Origin of the sequence: Collinsella sp. SGI.095 (assembly GCF_050314535.1) — a bacterium.
Lineage (GTDB): Bacteria > Actinomycetota > Coriobacteriia > Coriobacteriales > Coriobacteriaceae > Collinsella.
On record NZ_JBNPNG010000003.1, the window covers coordinates 1 to 17,872 of the forward strand.

Consider the following 17,872-nt stretch of genomic DNA (forward strand, 5'->3'; position numbering starts at 1 on the left):
GGTCAATCCGGTCCGACCGGGCCGCGCGGCAAGGAGATATATTGCCAGACCGGAGGGCCCCCGCGGGCGGGAATCCCGTACTCCATATTTTGTTCACAAATGAATAGGTACCTCAGTCGCATCACTGGGGTTAAAACTGAAGCATTGGCTTCTGATATTGGCGATGATCAGCTGTTTTATGAGTATTGAGACATCGGTCATCTCTGGAGCGCTACTTTACTCCAAAGGCATCAGCTATTTGTTTCCCATCGGTAAAAGGCGGGTTTTGTTCGCCAAGCGTTCTTATATATAGATAGATACGGGTTCGAACCCATGAAAGGGCGACAAAAAAAGACGGCCAACCGAAGTTGACCGCTTTCTATTCTATGCTGGAGCATCCAGAGGGTGCTTCCGAACTCGTTTTCTCGCTGCCATTCATGCTTTCGAAGCATCTTTCGACCTTCGCAGTCTCATGTTTTGAGGATCTGCCGTGTTTATCACTGTTATCAATGAGTGTGTAGAAGTGATCCTCATACAGATTCATGCGATCCGCCAGAGAACTGAGAAGCATCTTTCTGCAGCCCTCGTTGTCTATCCTCGCATCTCTCAGGTCTTCCGGAAATTCACAAGCAGTCTTAGGGTCAATTTGTTTCTGCTTTCAGAGACTTGTTTGAGAGTTTTTAAAGACAGTTCAAAACAATAAGCGAGACACCATAAAGCAGAGCAAGATGTGCCGGATAGAAAATGTAGAAGAAATATTTCAGCTTCAGCCCTCGCTTGCCATTATAAAGATTGATAAGCAACAACGAAATTATCGCGGCAGCAACATCAGGATTAAAAATATTAGCTGTAGTGAACTCAAATCCGCCGCCAATTATATGGCATGACGAAAGGAGCACTGCACATACTGCAGCAAAGAACATCTTAGCTTTGCTGTCATGGAATAAATAGAATGCAGCCACAAGCAGAATGCCATACGCACCGCCATCCAGCTTAGTGCATTCAGCTGCCAGTGCTGTCAAAACAATCAGAGCAATTTCTGCAATGTGCCTCTTCCATTTTGAAAGACTTTGTATCTTTTCCAGAATAATCAAAAAGACCAAGGAAAGCAGGAGCTCATACATAACATTCTGTTGCCGAAGGTCAAATAGCTGCCCGGTTTGAACGAAATCGTATATGGGCTCCGCAATGATTGCGAAGACAAGTATATTTCGCAGGTACTTCTTTATGTCATGAGTATGCAAAAATCCCTCAACTATCAAAAAGCAAAATAAGGGAAATGCAATTCTGCCAAAAACATGAAGCACATCCGAAGCCTCGCTTAGAATCGCCCACTGTTCGTCTGATATCTGATTGTACGATGCGTGAGTCATGATTCCATTGGTCAGGACGATCCTGCTTACATGATCGAGAACCATCGAGATGGCCGCTATTATCTTTAATGTGCTGCCGCTAATTCCGTATCTATCTGTTTTCATTTCTTTTTCCTTTCTTTGGGTGGGCCGTCAGGGGTTCGGGCCCGCTGCGCGGGCGGCCGCTTCGGCGCCTCCGCGCCTCGCGCGCTGCGCTGGCAAACGCTGACGCGTTTCCTCAGCTCCGCGCCCTTTCGGGTTCGAACCCGTGCACCGGCAACAAAAAAGCGGCCGGCATCCGCCAGTCGCTTTTCTATTCTATGGTGGGCCGTCAGGGGTTCGAACCCTGGACCTTGGGATTAAAAGTCCCCTGCTCTGCCAGCTGAGCTAACGGCCCGCGGATGGCATTGTACCACGGTCTGAGACTATTCCCAACTCCATTGGCCGTTCTGGAAAATCACAATTTCACGTCCATCAGGTGTAATGCCCGTAATATCGATGTCGTCCGTGCCAATCATAAAGTCAACGTGCGTGCTCGAAACGTTGACGCCATGCTCCAGAAGTTCCTCTTTGGACATGTCATACCCGCTTTCGATGCACTCGGGAAAACCGACACCCAACGCAAGGTGACAGCTGGCGTTCTCGTCATAAAGTGTGTCGTAGAATAGGATGCCGCTTTCACGAATCGGTGTGTTCTTGGAAATAAGCGCGACCTCGCCCAGATGAGCAGCACCTTCATCGGTTTCAATAATGCTCGCAAGCGTTGCCTTACCCACGCGAGCGTCATAGTCCACTACGCGGCCGTTCTCGAACTTAATCCAAAAATCGTCAACCTTATTGCCGTGGTGAATGAGCGGCATAGCCGAGTACACGATGCCGTCGGCGCGCATACGATCGGGCGAGGTGAAGACCTCCTCGGTGGGAATGTTGGGGAAGAAAGGGTGACCGTCGGGAGTTTTTCCCTTGCCGCCGGCCCACTCATGGCCTTTCGTCATTCCAATCGTCAGATCAGTTCCATTCGAAGCGGTGTAGTGCAGGCAATCAAATTGATTATCGTTTAGGAAGCGCAGGTTTTTTTCGAATGTGGCGTCATGGAGCTCCCAGTCGCTCTCCGGGTCCTGGCCATCAGCACGAGCGGTGTGCAGAATCGCATTCCACAGCTTATAGACTGCAACCTCATCGGCGTCTCCCGGGAATACCTCGCGCGCCCAAGCAGCGACCGGAGCGCCGGCGATGCACCACGGGTTAATGTTGTAGTCCAGTCCACGGCGGAAGACCTTACACTGCATGTTCCTCGCCTTAGAAGCTGCGGCAGGCTTAGCGGGATCGATGCCCTTGAGGGCAGCAGGGTCCGTGCCCTCAATAAAGATAAAGCAGGCTCCGTCCTGAGCCAACGAATCCAGCTGCATGCGCTTCCACTCGGGAGTCTGCTCAAAATAGCTTTTCTCGACATGCTCGTAGGTAAGCCTCGTCACGGCATCGTCAGCCCAGATGACCGTCACGTGACCGGCACCGGCGTCATAAGCCTCCGCAACCACCACGCGCGCAAATGACGCGCACTCGACGGGAGACTGAACGACGACCTCCTGACCGGGCTTAACGTTGACGCCCTTGCGGACAACGAGACGCGCATAATTTTTAATCTTGGGCTCCAGGGACTTCATACCCTCCAGAGCCTCTTCGACCGTCAGGGCAGCTCGAATCATGTGCCACTCCATCTATCTACAGGACAGTAAAAAGGCGCGCCGCAAAAAACGACGCGCCTTATATCTTAGCGATATCTATAGGTTGTAACGCTACTACTTCTTCTTGGAGGCCTTCTTGTCCTCTTTGGCAGCCGAGCGCTCGATGATAGCGTTGAGCTTGTTATCGGACATGCCCTCGGCCTGCGCGCGATACATATTACGCAAGGGACGGATGCGCACGAAGTCGTAGATGAAGTCACCCAGAATGACGATGTAGGACAAAACAATGCCGGCCATCTGGACGGGGCTGGACACCATGCCAGCGGGAGCGAAGTACAGCGAAGACCAAATGGCCACGACGAGCACCATGCCGATAGTAAGCACGGCCCACCAGATGCGGCGGCGCTTGGTGTAGTCCTCATCCTGCTTGAGAAGGATGCTCGACACCGTGTAGATGCGGTCCTCCTTGGCGCGCCGCTTAGCCTTGCGGGCGCGCTTCTCCTCTTTAGAGAGGCCCTCAAGGCTCTCGCCCTTCTCGAGCTCCTTGCGGCGTGCCTTGGATGATGCCGGCACGACGCGAACAGAACTCGCTGCCTGACGAGCTGGCTTGGCGGATGCGGCGGACTTGCGCGCAACCCCGGTAACCTCGTGGGATTGCGTGCGCTTGTTCGTGGCGCTGCGGGTACTCACTTACGCGTTCTCCTTCATGCTTGTAAACTGGGAGCCCGTGATGATCTGGAAGGCCTCGCGATAGCGCTCGGACGTGCCATCGATGACCTCGGCGGGCAGATGCGGGGTCTCCCCCGTCATATCCCAGTTGGCCTTGAGCCAATTGCGGACGAATTGCTTGTCGTAGCTAGGCTGAATCTTACCCTCCTCGTAGCTGGCGGCAGGCCAGAAACGGCTGGAGTCGGGCGTGAGGCACTCGTCGATCAGCGTGACCTTGCCATCGATGACACCAAACTCAAACTTGGTGTCGGCAATGATGATGCCACGGGTCGCTGCATAATCGGCGGCAGCCTTGTAGATCTTAAGAGATAGATCGCGGATCTGCGCGGCGATGTCCTCGCCAACGATCTCGCAGCAACGCTCAAACGAGATATTCTCGTCGTGATCACCGATCTCGGCCTTCGTGGACGGGGTGAACAGCGGCTCGGGAAGCTTGGAGGCCTCGGTCAGGCCCTCAGGCAGCTGGATGCCGCAGACGGTGCCGTTCTCGTCGTAGGTCTTCTTGCCCGAACCGGTCAGATAGCCGCGGACGATGCACTCGATAGGAATCGTCTGGGCCTTCTTAACCAGCATGGCGCGGCCTGCGAGATAGTCACGATACTCGGCAAACTCCTTGGGGAAATCCGCCGGATCGATGGAGACGAGGTGATTGGGGACGATATCGGCAAACTTGTCGAACCAGAACGCCGAGATACGGTTGAGCACCTCTCCCTTAAACGGAATTTCGTCGGGAAGAATAAAGTCGAACGCAGAAATGCGATCGGTGGCGACCATCAACAGGTTTTCGCCGGCATCGTAGATATCACGAACCTTGCCACGGGAATCCGGACGACGCTCCATCGTTGTCACGTGAGTCACTCCTTACCTAAATACGATAGAAATGCGGGTTCTTTCCCGCACGTTTTCGCAAACTCGGAGCGGCAGGGACGCAGCCCCTCCTTCACCGAATAGCGAAAAGCTAGTGCTCCATTGTAGTAGATGCCGCGTCCGCCGTGTGCTCGCGGGGCAGATGAATCGTAAAAGTCGTACCCTTTCCAAGCTCCGACTCCACGGATATGTAGCCATGGTGACGCTCGACGATCTGTTTAGTTACGGCGAGGCCGACGCCCAGGCCGCCAGCTTCGCGGGCGCGGCTGGCATCGGCGCGCCAAAATCGTCCGAAGATACGCGACAGATCGTCCTTGGCGATACCGATACCGGTATCCGAAACGGCAATACTGACATGCTTGCGGTCACTGAGCACCGACACTACGACCCAACCGCCCTCGGGGGTGTAGCGCATGGCGTTGCTCATGAGGTTGATGACGCATTGCGTGATCATGTCGGGATCGGCCTCGACGACATCGTCGTGCCCCTGGGTTTCATCTGCAAAGCGAAGGCGAAGGTCACGGTCGGCAAACAGACGCTCCTGGCCGTTCACAATCGATCGCACGAACGGAACCATGTCCACCGGTTCGAGATTGAGCGGAGCCGTGCTGTTTTCCATACGCGATAGGTCGAGCATCTGCTGCACCAAACGAGCGAGGCGACGCGTCTCGGAAGCGACCGTCTCCAGATGCTCGTCGTCGGTGGGGTACACGCCGTCTTGCATGGCCTCGACCGTTGCAAGCATGGCCATGAGCGGTGTACGAAGCTCGTGTGCGACATCCGAGGTCAGGCGCTTTTCGTGCTTCATATCTTTCTCGAGTGAGGTGGCCATCTCGTCAAAGGTCTCACCCAGCTGATCGATTTCGTCATCGCCGCGCAAGCCCGTACGAGCAGACAGATCGCCGTCGCGAATTTGCTTGGCTGTGCTCGTAATACGATGAATCGGCTTGGTAAGCATGCGCGACACGAGCGATCCGATAACGACCGAGATACAGATTGCAACAACCGCGGCAAGAGCCATGGCGTTAAAGGTCTTCTCCCTAAACGCAGAATCTGCCTTAGTGAGCAGAGCGTCGGAGCCGATAGCCCATAGCTTTACCTGTCCGACATGCTCGCCAGAGGACGTAACGATTTCGACGTTGGCAACGCTATCGGAGTCGGTGGGCGCTGACGAGACCGGGCTATGCGAGGCCTTTTTACCGCTCGAGCTGCTCGACGGCAATTCGCTCTCGCGCACATCGGCGGTCGCACTTGCCGAAGGCCATGAGTCGTCATAAACGACAACGCCCTTTTTGTTGACGACCTGCATACCCAGGTCGTCGGACACCAAGCTCGATGTCGCGACCGTGCGCAGCTCGCCCGCAGTCCAATTGCCGTTTTCCTCATACGACGTCGCAAGCTTTTCGGCAGCAGAATTGGCGATCTCGACGATATTGGAGCGCGTGTAATCCGAAAAGACGGTGCCCCACACAACGGAGACAACGCCCACCAGCACCAATACCGTCATGAGCGATGTCAGGGCAAAAGCCAAAGCCATACGCGAGGGATAGCTCATCGCCGGCCGTGAATCGGAACGAGGCGTGTTCCAACTTGCCTTGGAACCCGCCTCGTTCTCCTGCTTGTGCTTTTGTCCGATTTCAAAGCGCGCAGGTGTCATATGTGATTTACCTATTTCTCGTCCGACTTATCGGTCTTGGCCGGAGCCTCGAAGCGATAACCGACGCCGTGAACGGTATAGAGCCACTTAGGCTTCTTGGGGTCGTCGCCCAGCTTGGCGCGAAGGTTCTTCACATGGCTGTCGATGGTGCGCTCGTAGCCCTCAAAGTCGTAGCCGAGCACCTTCTCGACCAGTTCCATACGGTTATAGACGCGACCGGGATGGCGAGCAAGCGTGGTGAGCAGCTTAAACTCGGAAGCGGTCAAATCGACTTCCTTGCCCTCGACCAAGATCTTGTGGCCCGAGATATCGATGACCAGATCGCCAAAGTCGAGTACCTCAACGGCGGGCTCGTCTGCCTGGTGAGCACGACGGAATAGGGCTCGAACGCGGGCGACGAGCTCGCGCGGCGAGAACGGCTTGATCAGGTAGTCGTCGGCACCAAGCTCGAGGCCGATGATGCGATCCTCGATCTCGCCCTTGGCGGTAAGCATGATGATGGGCACATCCGAGGTATCGCGGATAGTGCGGCAAACGCGCTCGCCGGGAATCTTGGGGAGCATAAGGTCGAGCACAACCAGGTCGAACTGGTGCTTCTCGAACTCCTCGATCGCAGACTGGCCATCGCCAACGCCAACAACCCAGTAGCCCTCGCGCTCGAGATAGGCAGCGACAGCGTCACGGATCGCCTTCTCGTCCTCGACCAGCAGAATCTTTTTTGCATCTGAAGCCATAACACGGCCCCCCCTGTCTCAATTAGCTAAGAACAAGCCCATTTTAACGCACCTGAGCCCACCGGGCATCGCATGGGCGCGACAGCTCGGCGGGCGGTACTCACGGTTACAATGGGCTTATTCCCCCGTCGGCGCCTTTTTAACCCCTCGGCGCTAAAGAGAGAACAGGCGAGCGGTAACCGTCTCGGGAATTCCTTGGCTATTGCGCACCGTGGCATAGGTTAAAAACGTATTCGATTTTCCCGCCGTAGCTGGATAATCGCCATATTCGAGAGCGCGGTCGGGCGACAGCAGCGAACCATAGGTTTTAGCGGAGGTATCGATCAGAAAATGCGATGCCTGAACCTTAACCAGATATTTGCCCTTCCTGCCGGCGGCGCACGCAAGCGGTTCGCGCGATAGAAATTGATACGGGCCGCCCTCGTTACCAATGTAGGTACCCATATTGCCCAGGCCGCCCACGCCGGCATAGGTCGCCTCAATGGAGAACACAAACGTATCGCCCATATATACGGCCTCGAAAGGTGATACCGACGAAGGAAGGACCAGCTGAGCCCTCTTGGTATTGTTGCCGTCCGTCAGGTCGATCGCCGTCATGCCGTAGTAGACGCCCTCGTCATTGCGCACGCGGGGTGAGATAGTCAGGATGCCATCGCTCACGCGCGGTGCAGACGCAAAGCGGCCTGTCGACTTCCAGATTGCCTCCGCTTTAGATTCATCGAGCGAACGGCGGTAGCAATATGAATCGCTGCCGGTCTTATTGCCACCGGTCGAAGGCATCTTGTACCAGATGACCGACGAGTCAAAGGCGGTAAACAGCGGAGGGTCGTAATCCTCACCGCCGCGATCAAGCTCAACGGCATTACCAGTAAGCGCCGCGCCCGACAGGGTTTGCGCATAGAGCTTCCACGACGAATTCGCGTAGTTCATCTCAACCCACGCAAACACGCTATCGGTGGCGCGAACGTCGTAAAACGCATAACCGGAACCCTCGACAGGATCGTCAATCAACGTGGTGAGTGAGCCGTCCCCCATGTTGAACACGCCAAGCGTGTTGGCATGCAGCGCAGATGCGGGCGCCATCATCGCCGCAGCGTAACCTCCATCGCAGTAGTACAGCAGCGTCCCCAATGGCAACGTCCACGACGCCGTCGGCTTAAGATCAATGTCGACGGCCTCATACTCTTCGGTAATCGAGATGATCTTGGAATCATCTTTGATAACCTGCGGCTCACCGGCAGCATCGTCGCTGGTGCCCGTTTTTTTCGAGCACCCCGCAAGCAGCGTGGCAGCACTCGCGGCAGCACCACCCAACACAAATCCTCGGCGCGTTATCCCATTCTTAACGCGATCAAAAATACTCATTAGGCAATCTCGGCACGCGCGGCCTCGATGGCACGCGTAAGTTGGTCGGCACAGGAGGTCTTTTTCGTGCCGCACGTATTGCCGGCCAACACCTCAATCACACGATCGGAAGAAACACCTTCGACCAATTTAGAGATGGCCTTGAGGTTGCCGTTGCAGCCGCCGGTAAACTCAACGCCCAGCACTTTGCTGCCGTCATCGGAAAGATTGAGGTGAATATTGCGAGTACACACGCCCTGGGGCTTGTAATCAAACGAAATCATGCGATCTCCTTCTCAGAATGTCATTCGAGACGACTATTATCCCCGTCTTTCCATGAATGCAACGAGGCGCTTTACCGGCAACACACATTACCAGCAAAGCGCCCTAAAAAGCTAGCGTTATGCCCGAACCTACTCGAAGCTCAGCTGCTCCAGACGATCGAAGACCGTATCGATGCGGGTGAGGAAGTCCCACGGATCAAAGATCTCGTCGAGCTTCTCCTGGCTGACGGTGCAGCGCGGATCGGCCTCGAGGCGCTCCTTGAAGGTGGGGCCGGAAACGCAGTCCTGCACCTCATGCCAGGTCGCCATGGCGTTTTCCTGCACGATTGCGTAGGCGTCCTCACGGGTAATGCCCGTATCGACGAGGGCCAGCAGAACCTTGGAGGAGAAGATGAGACCGCGGGTCTTGTTGAGGTTGGCCATCATGCGAGCCGGATACAGCTGGAGGCCGTCGATAACGCGGATAAGGCACTGGAACATGTGGTCAAGTGCGATAAAGCTATCGGCCTGGGCGACGCGCTCGGCAGAAGAGTGCGAAATGTCACGCTCATGCCACAGGGCGACGTTGTCGAAGGCGACCTGGGCGTTGGACTTCACGACGCGCGACAGGCCGCAGACCTTCTCCATGGTGATGGGGTTACGCTTGTGCGGCATGGCGGAGCTGCCCTTTTGACCCTTGCGGAACGGCTCCTCGGCCTCGAGTGTATCGGTCTTCTGCAGATTGCGAACCTCGGTAGCGATACGCTCGCAGGTGGCCGCCGTGGTGGCGAGGACGCCAGCGAGGTAGGCATGATGGTCGCGGCTGATAACCTGCGTGGACAGCGGGTCGTGAACCAAACCCAGGTGCTCGCAGACATACTCCTCGACAAACGGCTCGATGGAGCTGTAGGTGCCAACGGCACCCGAGATGGCACCGAAGGCGACGTTCTTGCGAGCGTCCTCAAGGCGATCCAGATCGCGCTTGAGCTCCCAGGCCCAAGAGCCAAACTTCATACCAAAGGTCATAGGCTCGGCGTGGATGCCGTGAGTGCGACCGGCGCAGAGCGTGTTACGCTCCTCGAAAGCGCGACGTTTGCAGATCTCGCCGAGTTTCTTGACGTCCTCGATAATTAGGTCGCAGGCCTGGGTAAGCTGATAGCACAGGGCCGTATCGCCCAAGTCAGAGCTGGTCATGCCATAGTGAACCCAACGGCTGGGTTTAGGCTCGCCCTCGGGAACATCGGCGTCGATATACTCCTTCATATTGGTCAGGAAGGCAATGACGTCATGGCGCGTGACTTCTTCGATCTCGTCGACCTTCGCCTTCTCAAAGTTGGCGTGGTCGCGGATCCACTGAGCTTCTTCTTTAGAAATACCGATCTTGCCGAGCTCCGCCTGGGCCTCGCAGGCCAGAACCTCAATCTCCTGCCAAATGGCGTACTTGTTCTCGAGGGAGAAGATGTGTCCCATCTCCGGGCGGGTATAGCGATCGATCATAGCGGCTCCTTTTTGGTTATTGGCACGTTGGTCGTAACCCAACCATTGTACCGTGCGCAGGTGCAAGTATAGGCAGCAGGTATTAACCTAACATTTTGCCATTTGCCCAACGTTCACACCTTGTCGGGTTCGAGTCCCGGCGCTTTATTGAAAAAAGCACGACACCGTGATGGTGCCGTGCTTGTACTTTTAACTGGAGCGGGCAACGGGACATCCGCGCATTTGCTTCGCAAATCCGCACCGGCTTCAGGCGCCTGTCGGCGCCTTCACCTGCTCGCTACAAACGCTTCGCGTTTGCTTAACGCTCACACCCTGTCGGGTTCGAGTCCCGGCGCTTTATTGAAAAAAGCACGACACCGTGATGGTGCCGTGCTTGTACTTTTAACTGGAGCGGGCAACGGGACTCGAACCCGCGAGTGTCAGCTTGGGAAGCTGATGCCTTACCACTTGGCGATGCCCGCATATGTGGGGGATAGTATAACGCGGTTGTCTTGTTTGATACAAGGGCACTAACCCTTGTTTTACGCATGGAAAATCATCTTCTTGTTGCTCGAATTGCGAAAACAGGGACTCGAGTAACCTGTTTTACACCGTCTTCTACCTGCTCTTTTGTTTGATTATCTAAAACCGGTCTCCATCTGTTGGGAACTTGGCAAGTTCTTGGTCAGCTCGCGGTACTTACCCGTATGACCCCCGGCGCTAATCTCATCCCACGCGCCGCAATCTCCCAGCGCGGCGCACAAAGGATAAGGAGCAGCCATGTCCAATGCACCCACGCACTCTGTCCACAGCGCAATCGCAACAGCACCGCTGCTCCTATTCCTCTTGTTGTTTCTAGCCTGCGCCACGCCTGGTACCGCCTGCGCCGTCGATGGAAACGATACGCTTAGTTTTCGCACCATCAGCGATATGTGCGGACCGTTTGGCATTGGCAAGTACGAGGCACAAGACGCCTCGATTTCTTACTGCATGAACCAAGACTGCCCCGGCCCCAGCAGCCCAGGAGGACCCTGGCGGACCTACAATCAGGGTTGGACATGGCTCGACAACGAGTTTGCCGCCGTCATCTGCCATGGATACCCCTCCGCCACATCATTTGGCGGCCATAACCTAACGGCCGAACGCGCCCGCGCCGCAACCCAGATTGCCGTGTGGATGCTCAAAGGAACCACGCGCCCCGATGGCTCTTTTGCGTATACAAACAACGCCGGCGTTGCCAAAAGCGGCAAGTTCGATCAAGACGCCGAGGTTGTCGCGGCGGCGCGCTGGCTCTACGACAACGCAAAAGCCGGAAATATTAAGGCCGACCCGCATCGCGCCAGACGCTATCACGGACCCGTCTCTAACGAAGGCCGGCACCAGGATATGCTCTACGTTTTGCCCACCATCAACGTATCCTTTGAGAAAAGATCTGCAGACACTGTCATTACCAGCGGGAACGATACGTATCAGTTAGGTGGGGCGACGTTTAACATCTTTGAGGAAAACGCAGACAAACACGTCGGCAGCATCAAAATGGACGGCAACGGTCGTGCACGGGCAACACTTTTGCCCAACACGGCATACTACCTAATCGAAACCAAAGCGCCGACAGGCTATCTGTCCCGACGCGATCGCATTGCCTTTACCACCGGAAAGAGCGGCGGACATGTCACAATCAACGAGCAGCCAGGTTCTATCACGCTGCGTGTCGTCAAAACCGATGCCGCCACGAATGCCGGAGCGCAGGCGGGAACCTCGCTCGCCAAAGCCGAATTTACCTGTGTCTCGCAATCTACCCCTGGGTGGACGCGCACCTTCACGACCGAAGGCGATGGCCAGGCGACCTTAAGCGGCATTCCCCTGGGAACCTTTACCCTCTACGAATCGAAAGCACCAGAGGGCTACCTGCTCCCCCATGACAGCTGGACCTATACGGTCGGCCCCAATCAACTAAACGACATGGGCGTCGTTGAGCTCGAACGCCGCATCCCCAATACTCATGTTGCGTTTGACCTCGAGATTTCCAAGTTCAAGGATTACGGGAACGGCGAGCAATCGGGATTAGAACAGCCAGCGGAAGGCGTCGTCTTTGAAATCGTCAGCAACAGCTCTAAGCAGGTCGTAGGCACATTGACGACAAATATCTATGGCTTCGCATCCACCAAAGACCAGCCCAAGGCCTGGTTTGGCGCGGGCACACGACCGGACGGCGTCCATGGAGCCATCCCCTACGATCGTGAGGGGTATACCGTTCGCGAGGTCCCGGAAACTGTTCCCGCAGGCTTCAAGCGGGCAGAAGATTGGACCATCGCGCCCGAGCAAATCGCCGACGGAGCCAAGCTTCAGTACATAGTGGACAATCACACCCTTTCGACACATCTCCAAATCATCAAACGCGATGCCCAGACGGGAGCTTCCGTCCCCCTTGCCGGCTTTAGTTTTCAGCTGCTCAACAGCAACCGTGAACCCATCTCTCAAACATGCTGGTATCCGACGCACAACGTTATGAACACCTTTACCACCAATGCGACCGGCACCGTCACGTTGCCAGAATCGCTCAAGCCGGGCACATATTACGTACGAGAAGTCGCAGCCAAAGCGCCCTACCTTGTGGGCGACGAACTGAAGGTGACGATTCCTGCCGATGCGGATCTCACACCTATCGCCGCCGTCTCGTATTTCAACAGCGCGGCAACCGGAAGCATCGAGATCGTGAAGGCTGACGCAGTAGACGGCAGTGCCCTATCTGGTGCCAAGTTTGAAATTCGCGCTGCCGACGATATCGTTTGCCCCGATGGCCACATTGCCGCCCTTGCCGGTGAAGCCGTTGCCGCCGTCACAACCGATGAACAGGGTAAAGCTCGCGTAGACAACCTTTCGCTGGGTTGCGGAACGGCACGATACGAAGTCGTTGAAACCCAGTCTCCCGACGGCTATCTACTTGATCGGACAGCACATATCGTTGAGCTTACTTATATCGACCAGAAGGTCCCCGTGGTCGAGTCGCAGATCGAATTGCCCAATGATTACACCAAGGTCGATTTCTCCAAGGTCGATATGACAGGCAAGCATGAAGTTAAAGGCGCCCGACTGGTCTTATGCGACGCCGATGGAACAGAAATTGATTCTTGGATATCATCCGAGCAGCCCCATCGCGTGGAGCACCTTGAACCCGGTTCTTATACCCTACGCGAAACAATGTCCCCGCGCTCCTATGACCTCGCTGAAGACGTATCCTTTGAAGTCGAGGATACGGGGAAGATCCAGGCCGTAACCATGAAGGATGCACCGATTGAGATTAAGGGGAGCGTCGACAAGCGACAAGAAATCGCGCGGCCAACCGCAAAGGGAACAGTGGCGAACGGCGACGGTAAAAACCGGGCGGCGACGCAACCCGACAGAAAGGGCTCCTATTCCTACACCATCGACGCTCAAAACGAATCGAGCACCTGGGTCGACGAGTTCACCGTCACCGACGATCTCGAATGTGCCAAAGACGGCACGGCCAAACTTGTCGCCATTAAAACCCCGATCGCCGTCGGCGACTTAAACGGGCTCTGCAATGTTTGGTATCGAACGTCACCGGCAGACAAGTTGGGCATAAAGGAAAAGGCCAACGCCACACTTGACGATGAACACACCAACCCGTGGCTCGAGACAGCCGAGGTCAAAGAGCGGCTGGGCGAGGATGTGCGGATTGTCGATTACGATGGCTGGAGTCTTTGGAAAGCCGATGTCTCGACCACGGAGTCTTCCACCCTCGAAGTAAAGGACCTTACGCTTTCGGACGACACTGTTATCACGGGGATTCGCTTTGAGTATGGCTCGGTTTCCGCAGACTTTACGACCCGGCGCGACAACGATTCTTGGAATCGCAATGGGCTTAAAGACGAGCATGACGACCTTGACGACGCGGCGGCATCCCTCAAATCGGATTTACACGGAGCAATCATCCGGATGTGTGCAACCTCATCCTATACGCCCCAAACCGCACTCGCCAACAGTGCCCGTGTTGACCTTTGCCGCAACGGAGGAGGCGAAAAACTCGAGTCGCACGATAAAGATCGTGTTGTTCAAAAATGCGCCATTCCGCAGGATCTTCCAAATACGGGCAATGCACCCATCATCTCTTTTCTCACCGCATTATTGACCGCCGGTGGCACAGCAATTTGGCTCACTTGGCTAAGCTCGGCATCAAAAGAGGAGTAGGTAGAAATAACGGGCGAGCCGATATGCCGGCTCGCCCGTTATCTGGCGTATATAACCAAAGGCTATTCCGTAGACGCAGACCCGCCGTCAACAAGTTCCAGATCGCCATCCAAAATACCGTCGGCACCCAAACTCTGCTCTTGCTCCACCTCTTCGCTCATCGTGGACCTGGGCGTCGACCCCTTAGCGCCCACGATATATGCGGCCCCCAGACCCATAGCGATGGCGATCAAAAACAGAACCACATAGACGGGCCAATGGCGTTTGATGTATGAAAACACGCTAACTCCTTAGAGGTCCGCTACGAACGGCGGATGACCTCGGTGACAACCTCGGACACCGTAGCGATGTTCGTCGGGTTGACGTTGTACGGCAAATCGTCTTCGGTGCGCGCGCAGGCAAGACGCGGGCCATCGACACCGGCAATTGTGAGGGCGCGACGGCTCGCCTCGAGCGCGGCATAGGCATCGGTCTTGGCATAGGGCATCTCAAACGCGCCACAATCAACGTGGAACGACTTGCACACCTTGCTGACCAGATTCATGATGCGGCGATCACCCTTGAGCAACTGCTGCTCGCCTTCGACCGTCACGACCGAAAGCCTACCGGCTCCAATGGACTCAAGATTGATAAAGAACACACCACGCAGCTTATCGCGATGGGCTTCGAGGAACGCCTTCATACCGGCGCCGTCACAATCCGAGGCACCCGTTGCCACAAACCAGATATCGTGACCAAGCAGCTCGTCATCACCCATGGAGGCAACAGCCGAAAGCATGTCCTCAGCAGAAGCGCCGTCAGAAGAGGTGGCACCGCCCTTCCAGCCGTTATCATCGTCCTCAAAGTTATCCCAAGAGCCGATACCGCGGCCAGACTTCTTGGCATCGTAGTCATCCTCGACGCCCAGCCAGTCGCTCATGCTGTTCTGCTCATTCTTCTTTTTGCGTCCGAACAAGCCGCCCAGACCACGCTTCTGAGGCTTTGCCTCCTTGGCGACGGGAGCCGAGATGGTTTCGATGGGCTGAGCGCCCGAAGAAACGGGCATGGAGGGGGCAACCGGTGCCGACGTGGGCTCGGGCCCCTGAGCTGTCGCGAAAGGATCGTCGGCCTGAGCCGAGGGGTCGGGGAGATCGAAGAGGGATGTGCGGGATGCGACGTTGGCCTGCTGCATCGAGGGCAGCGACGGATCGGGGACCGAGGCAAGCGGCGAAGAAGAAGGTGTGAGCACCGGAGCAGAAGCGGGATCGGGGATATTCATCTGCGGACGCGGTGCAGCCTTGGACGAAATCTGTGCCATGAGCGAATCAACCGTCTCGACCTGCGCCGATGCGGGGTTGGCAACCGTGGAGCCGGGATCGCTCGGGGCAGGCATGGTAAAGATCTGCGTAGAGTACGGCCTGGACTCATCGGCGTTAGAAATCACCGGGGTCTCTTCTTGCTCAACGACGACCGTCGCGTCGGCTTCAATCTCGTCGGCGGTGTTCGTCTCGGCGTCAACGTTCTCAACCTGCTCGGCATCGACACTCTCAGCCGGCTCGGCTTCGGGCGCCTCGATCCCATCTGCAGCATCCTGGGACTCATCGGAAACAGAAAGGGGCTCGGCGATGACAGTACCCTGCTTCTCGAACGTTATCGTGGCATCGAACTTCGCGGCATCGAGCGTCTCGGTGGCGTCGATTGGCTGCTGGGCCTCGAAGGACGTCGTAGCCTCGGCGACCTCCGTCGCGGCAGGCTGCTCAGCCTCATGCTGTTCAAACTCCCGCGCCGCACGCTCACGCTCGGCCTCGGCAGCCTGCTGGTGGGCAATAGCCTCCTGCTCTGCCACCTCGCGCGCAGCGGCACGCTTTTCCTCAAGGTCGTCGACAAGTTTTTTACCCTTAGCGAGTGCGCCCTTAAAGAAGCTTGAAGCGCTGGCTCCAATCGAAGAGAACGCAGATGCTATATCGGCATGGGGCGTCGCGACCGGTAGATCGGCCGAAAAATCGGTATCGCTCTCATAGGAAGCGCGCTGCGGATACTCATCGTAATCGCTGGCGGAATCGTCGTAAACATCCTGAACCACCGGAGCGGGTGCAGCGGTGTCCGGCTCTGGTGCAGGGCTGGGCTCGGGTTCCGTCTCGGGCTCGGTATCGACGACGGGCTCGTCGGCAGGCGCGACGACAGGTTCAACCGAAGCAGGCTCAGGATCGATCGTCGGCTCCTCGCCCTCTTCGTAATCAAGCGTGCACGACTCGGGAAGCATCCCCAGGGCACGAATGGCATCAGAACCAAAGCGGATATTACCGGCGGCATTGCGATACAGCTTAGGCTCGGGCTCGCTCGGCTCGGCGGCAGCGGGCGCCCCAATCGACTCGACGACATCCTCATCCGCAACCGGCTCGGCAGCAACCTCGGCTTCAGCCTGAGCCTCGGGAGCAATGACACCAATCAGGGTTTCGTCAGCTGAGGCACCCTCAAAGCCATCGATCTGTTCGTCAAAAACTTCGCCCTGCTCGGATTCGGGAGCGATCGGCTGGCCAAACTCGTCCTCGTTGTAGGAGGGTTCTTCGTACTCGATCGTGTTGCCGTAGTCGTTTTGCTGCTGGGCAGCGGCATACTCAGCCGCCGCGCGCGCCATCTCCTCGGCACGACGCTTTTGCTCACCAAAATAGTCATCAAACGGAATGTCGTTAGGGAACTCGTTTTCGCCCTGGTAAGGGGCAACGTTATCCATGACACCGAGCATCGCGGCTACAGAAGACTTATTGCAGACCGCACCGGACGTATAGGGAAGAACAAAACGGTTGGCAATGATATTGGCCGCGTTGGCGAGCGCCACAAGAGAGGCGAGGATCGCAACGATCCAAAGCAGAACCTTCAGAGCGCCGGGGAGCGGCAGTATACGCAGAATGGCGACGGCAGCGGGGACAATCGTGGCGACCGGCAGCATCTTGGCGATGAGCGCGCGATACGGCGCGTACGGTTCGCGAGCGAGGAGCTCGGCACGCGGAGAATCGTAATGGGCGACAACAACCACCGGACGGTTGCGCGGAGATGCAAGCGGACCTGTGGCCTTGTGATAGGCAATGACATTTTGACTCACGCCCGTCTTGCCCAGGCGAGAGATAACAGGGCGACCGGTACGCTCGAGCACATACAACACGGCACCGACGATGGCCAGCAGAACACCGATTAAGCCGATGCTGCCGCCAATACCCATAAGCAGGGCGCCGGCAAAAGACAGAATGCCTGTGACGGCAAATGCCAGCCTGCTGGGTGCAGGAGCGTTAAATTCCTGGACTTCGGGATCAAAGCCATGATTGCGGAAGATCTGGGCGATATCCTCGGCAGCCAAACGCTCTTCTTCGCTGCACGCCGGCGTGATGCCCGTGCCCTGTAGCAGATGATTGATATAGTTCTGGGTGTTCGCCATGTGCGCTCCACATCCATAATCCGACAAATAGGCCCAATGCTTGCACATTAGAACCGTATATAGTCGAAAGTATACCCCGAGCGAACGCAATCGGCCGAAATCTGGGCATCTTAACGCACTGAGCGGACAAGGATATAGCCTAATCTCCATATCGGATTAAAA

At 56.4% G+C, this 17,872-nt stretch carries 12 protein-coding genes and 2 tRNA genes; 1 reads left to right on the forward strand and 13 read right to left on the reverse strand.

Going from position 1 to position 17,872, the window contains the following annotated elements; genetic code table 11:
• Positions 1-659: 659 nt before the first annotated feature.
• The 11 genes from ACQRCA_RS01590 to ACQRCA_RS01640 all read right to left on the reverse strand — a co-directional run bounded on the left by ACQRCA_RS01590 (position 660) and on the right by ACQRCA_RS01640 (position 10,568).
• A complete protein-coding gene (locus tag ACQRCA_RS01590; RefSeq protein WP_427717865.1) occupies positions 660-1,457 on the reverse strand; it encodes a TraX family protein in 798 nt (265 codons plus the stop codon).
• Positions 1,458-1,652: 195 nt separating this feature from the next.
• Positions 1,653-1,728 (reverse strand) — tRNA-Lys (locus tag ACQRCA_RS01595).
• A 28-nt stretch (positions 1,729-1,756) separates the two neighbouring features.
• On the reverse strand, positions 1,757-3,037 hold the full coding sequence (locus ACQRCA_RS01600; protein ID WP_427717868.1) for an aminopeptidase: 1,281 nt from the start codon (positions 3,035-3,037) through the stop codon (positions 1,757-1,759).
• A 93-nt stretch (positions 3,038-3,130) separates the two neighbouring features.
• Complete coding sequence (locus ACQRCA_RS01605; RefSeq protein ID WP_427717870.1) at positions 3,131-3,706, reverse strand: hypothetical protein; 576 nt, start codon at positions 3,704-3,706, stop codon at positions 3,131-3,133.
• Positions 3,707-4,585 carry a phosphoribosylaminoimidazolesuccinocarboxamide synthase gene (locus ACQRCA_RS01610; RefSeq protein ID WP_427718146.1) on the reverse strand — a complete coding sequence of 293 codons (879 nt, stop codon included), beginning with the start codon at positions 4,583-4,585 and terminating at the stop codon, positions 3,707-3,709. It abuts the gene before it with no gap.
• 118 nt (positions 4,586-4,703) lie between these two features.
• Positions 4,704-6,269: a sensor histidine kinase gene (locus tag ACQRCA_RS01615; RefSeq protein ID WP_154516828.1), complete on the reverse strand. Its 1,566-nt coding sequence runs from the start codon at positions 6,267-6,269 to the stop codon at positions 4,704-4,706.
• Between the two features lie 11 nt (positions 6,270-6,280).
• Positions 6,281-7,003 carry a response regulator transcription factor gene (locus ACQRCA_RS01620; RefSeq protein WP_006236208.1) on the reverse strand — a complete coding sequence of 241 codons (723 nt, stop codon included), beginning with the start codon at positions 7,001-7,003 and terminating at the stop codon, positions 6,281-6,283.
• A 153-nt stretch (positions 7,004-7,156) separates the two neighbouring features.
• Positions 7,157-8,320, reverse strand: coding sequence for a hypothetical protein (locus ACQRCA_RS01625; protein ID WP_427718149.1), 1,164 nt, complete (start codon positions 8,318-8,320; stop codon positions 7,157-7,159).
• A 47-nt stretch (positions 8,321-8,367) separates the two neighbouring features.
• On the reverse strand, positions 8,368-8,631 hold the full coding sequence (locus ACQRCA_RS01630; RefSeq protein ID WP_427717875.1) for a TIGR03905 family TSCPD domain-containing protein: 264 nt from the start codon (positions 8,629-8,631) through the stop codon (positions 8,368-8,370).
• A 129-nt stretch (positions 8,632-8,760) separates the two neighbouring features.
• Positions 8,761-10,107: an adenylosuccinate lyase gene (purB, locus tag ACQRCA_RS01635; RefSeq protein WP_154516820.1), complete on the reverse strand. Its 1,347-nt coding sequence runs from the start codon at positions 10,105-10,107 to the stop codon at positions 8,761-8,763.
• A 386-nt stretch (positions 10,108-10,493) separates the two neighbouring features.
• Positions 10,494-10,568: transfer RNA gene (locus tag ACQRCA_RS01640), tRNA-Gly, on the reverse strand.
• Between the two features lie 298 nt (positions 10,569-10,866).
• Between ACQRCA_RS01640 and ACQRCA_RS01645 the strand changes: the two genes are divergently transcribed.
• Entirely contained in the window at positions 10,867-14,298 is a 3,432-nt protein-coding gene (locus ACQRCA_RS01645; RefSeq protein ID WP_427717878.1) for a SpaA isopeptide-forming pilin-related protein, read from the forward strand.
• A 62-nt stretch (positions 14,299-14,360) separates the two neighbouring features.
• On the opposite strand, the gene ACQRCA_RS01650 is transcribed toward ACQRCA_RS01645, so the two are convergent.
• Complete coding sequence (locus ACQRCA_RS01650) at positions 14,361-14,579, reverse strand: hypothetical protein (protein ID WP_427717880.1); 219 nt, start codon at positions 14,577-14,579, stop codon at positions 14,361-14,363.
• A 20-nt stretch (positions 14,580-14,599) separates the two neighbouring features.
• A complete protein-coding gene (locus tag ACQRCA_RS01655) occupies positions 14,600-17,710 on the reverse strand; it encodes a hypothetical protein (RefSeq protein ID WP_427717882.1) in 3,111 nt (1,036 codons plus the stop codon).
• Positions 17,711-17,872: the final 162 nt, after the last annotated feature.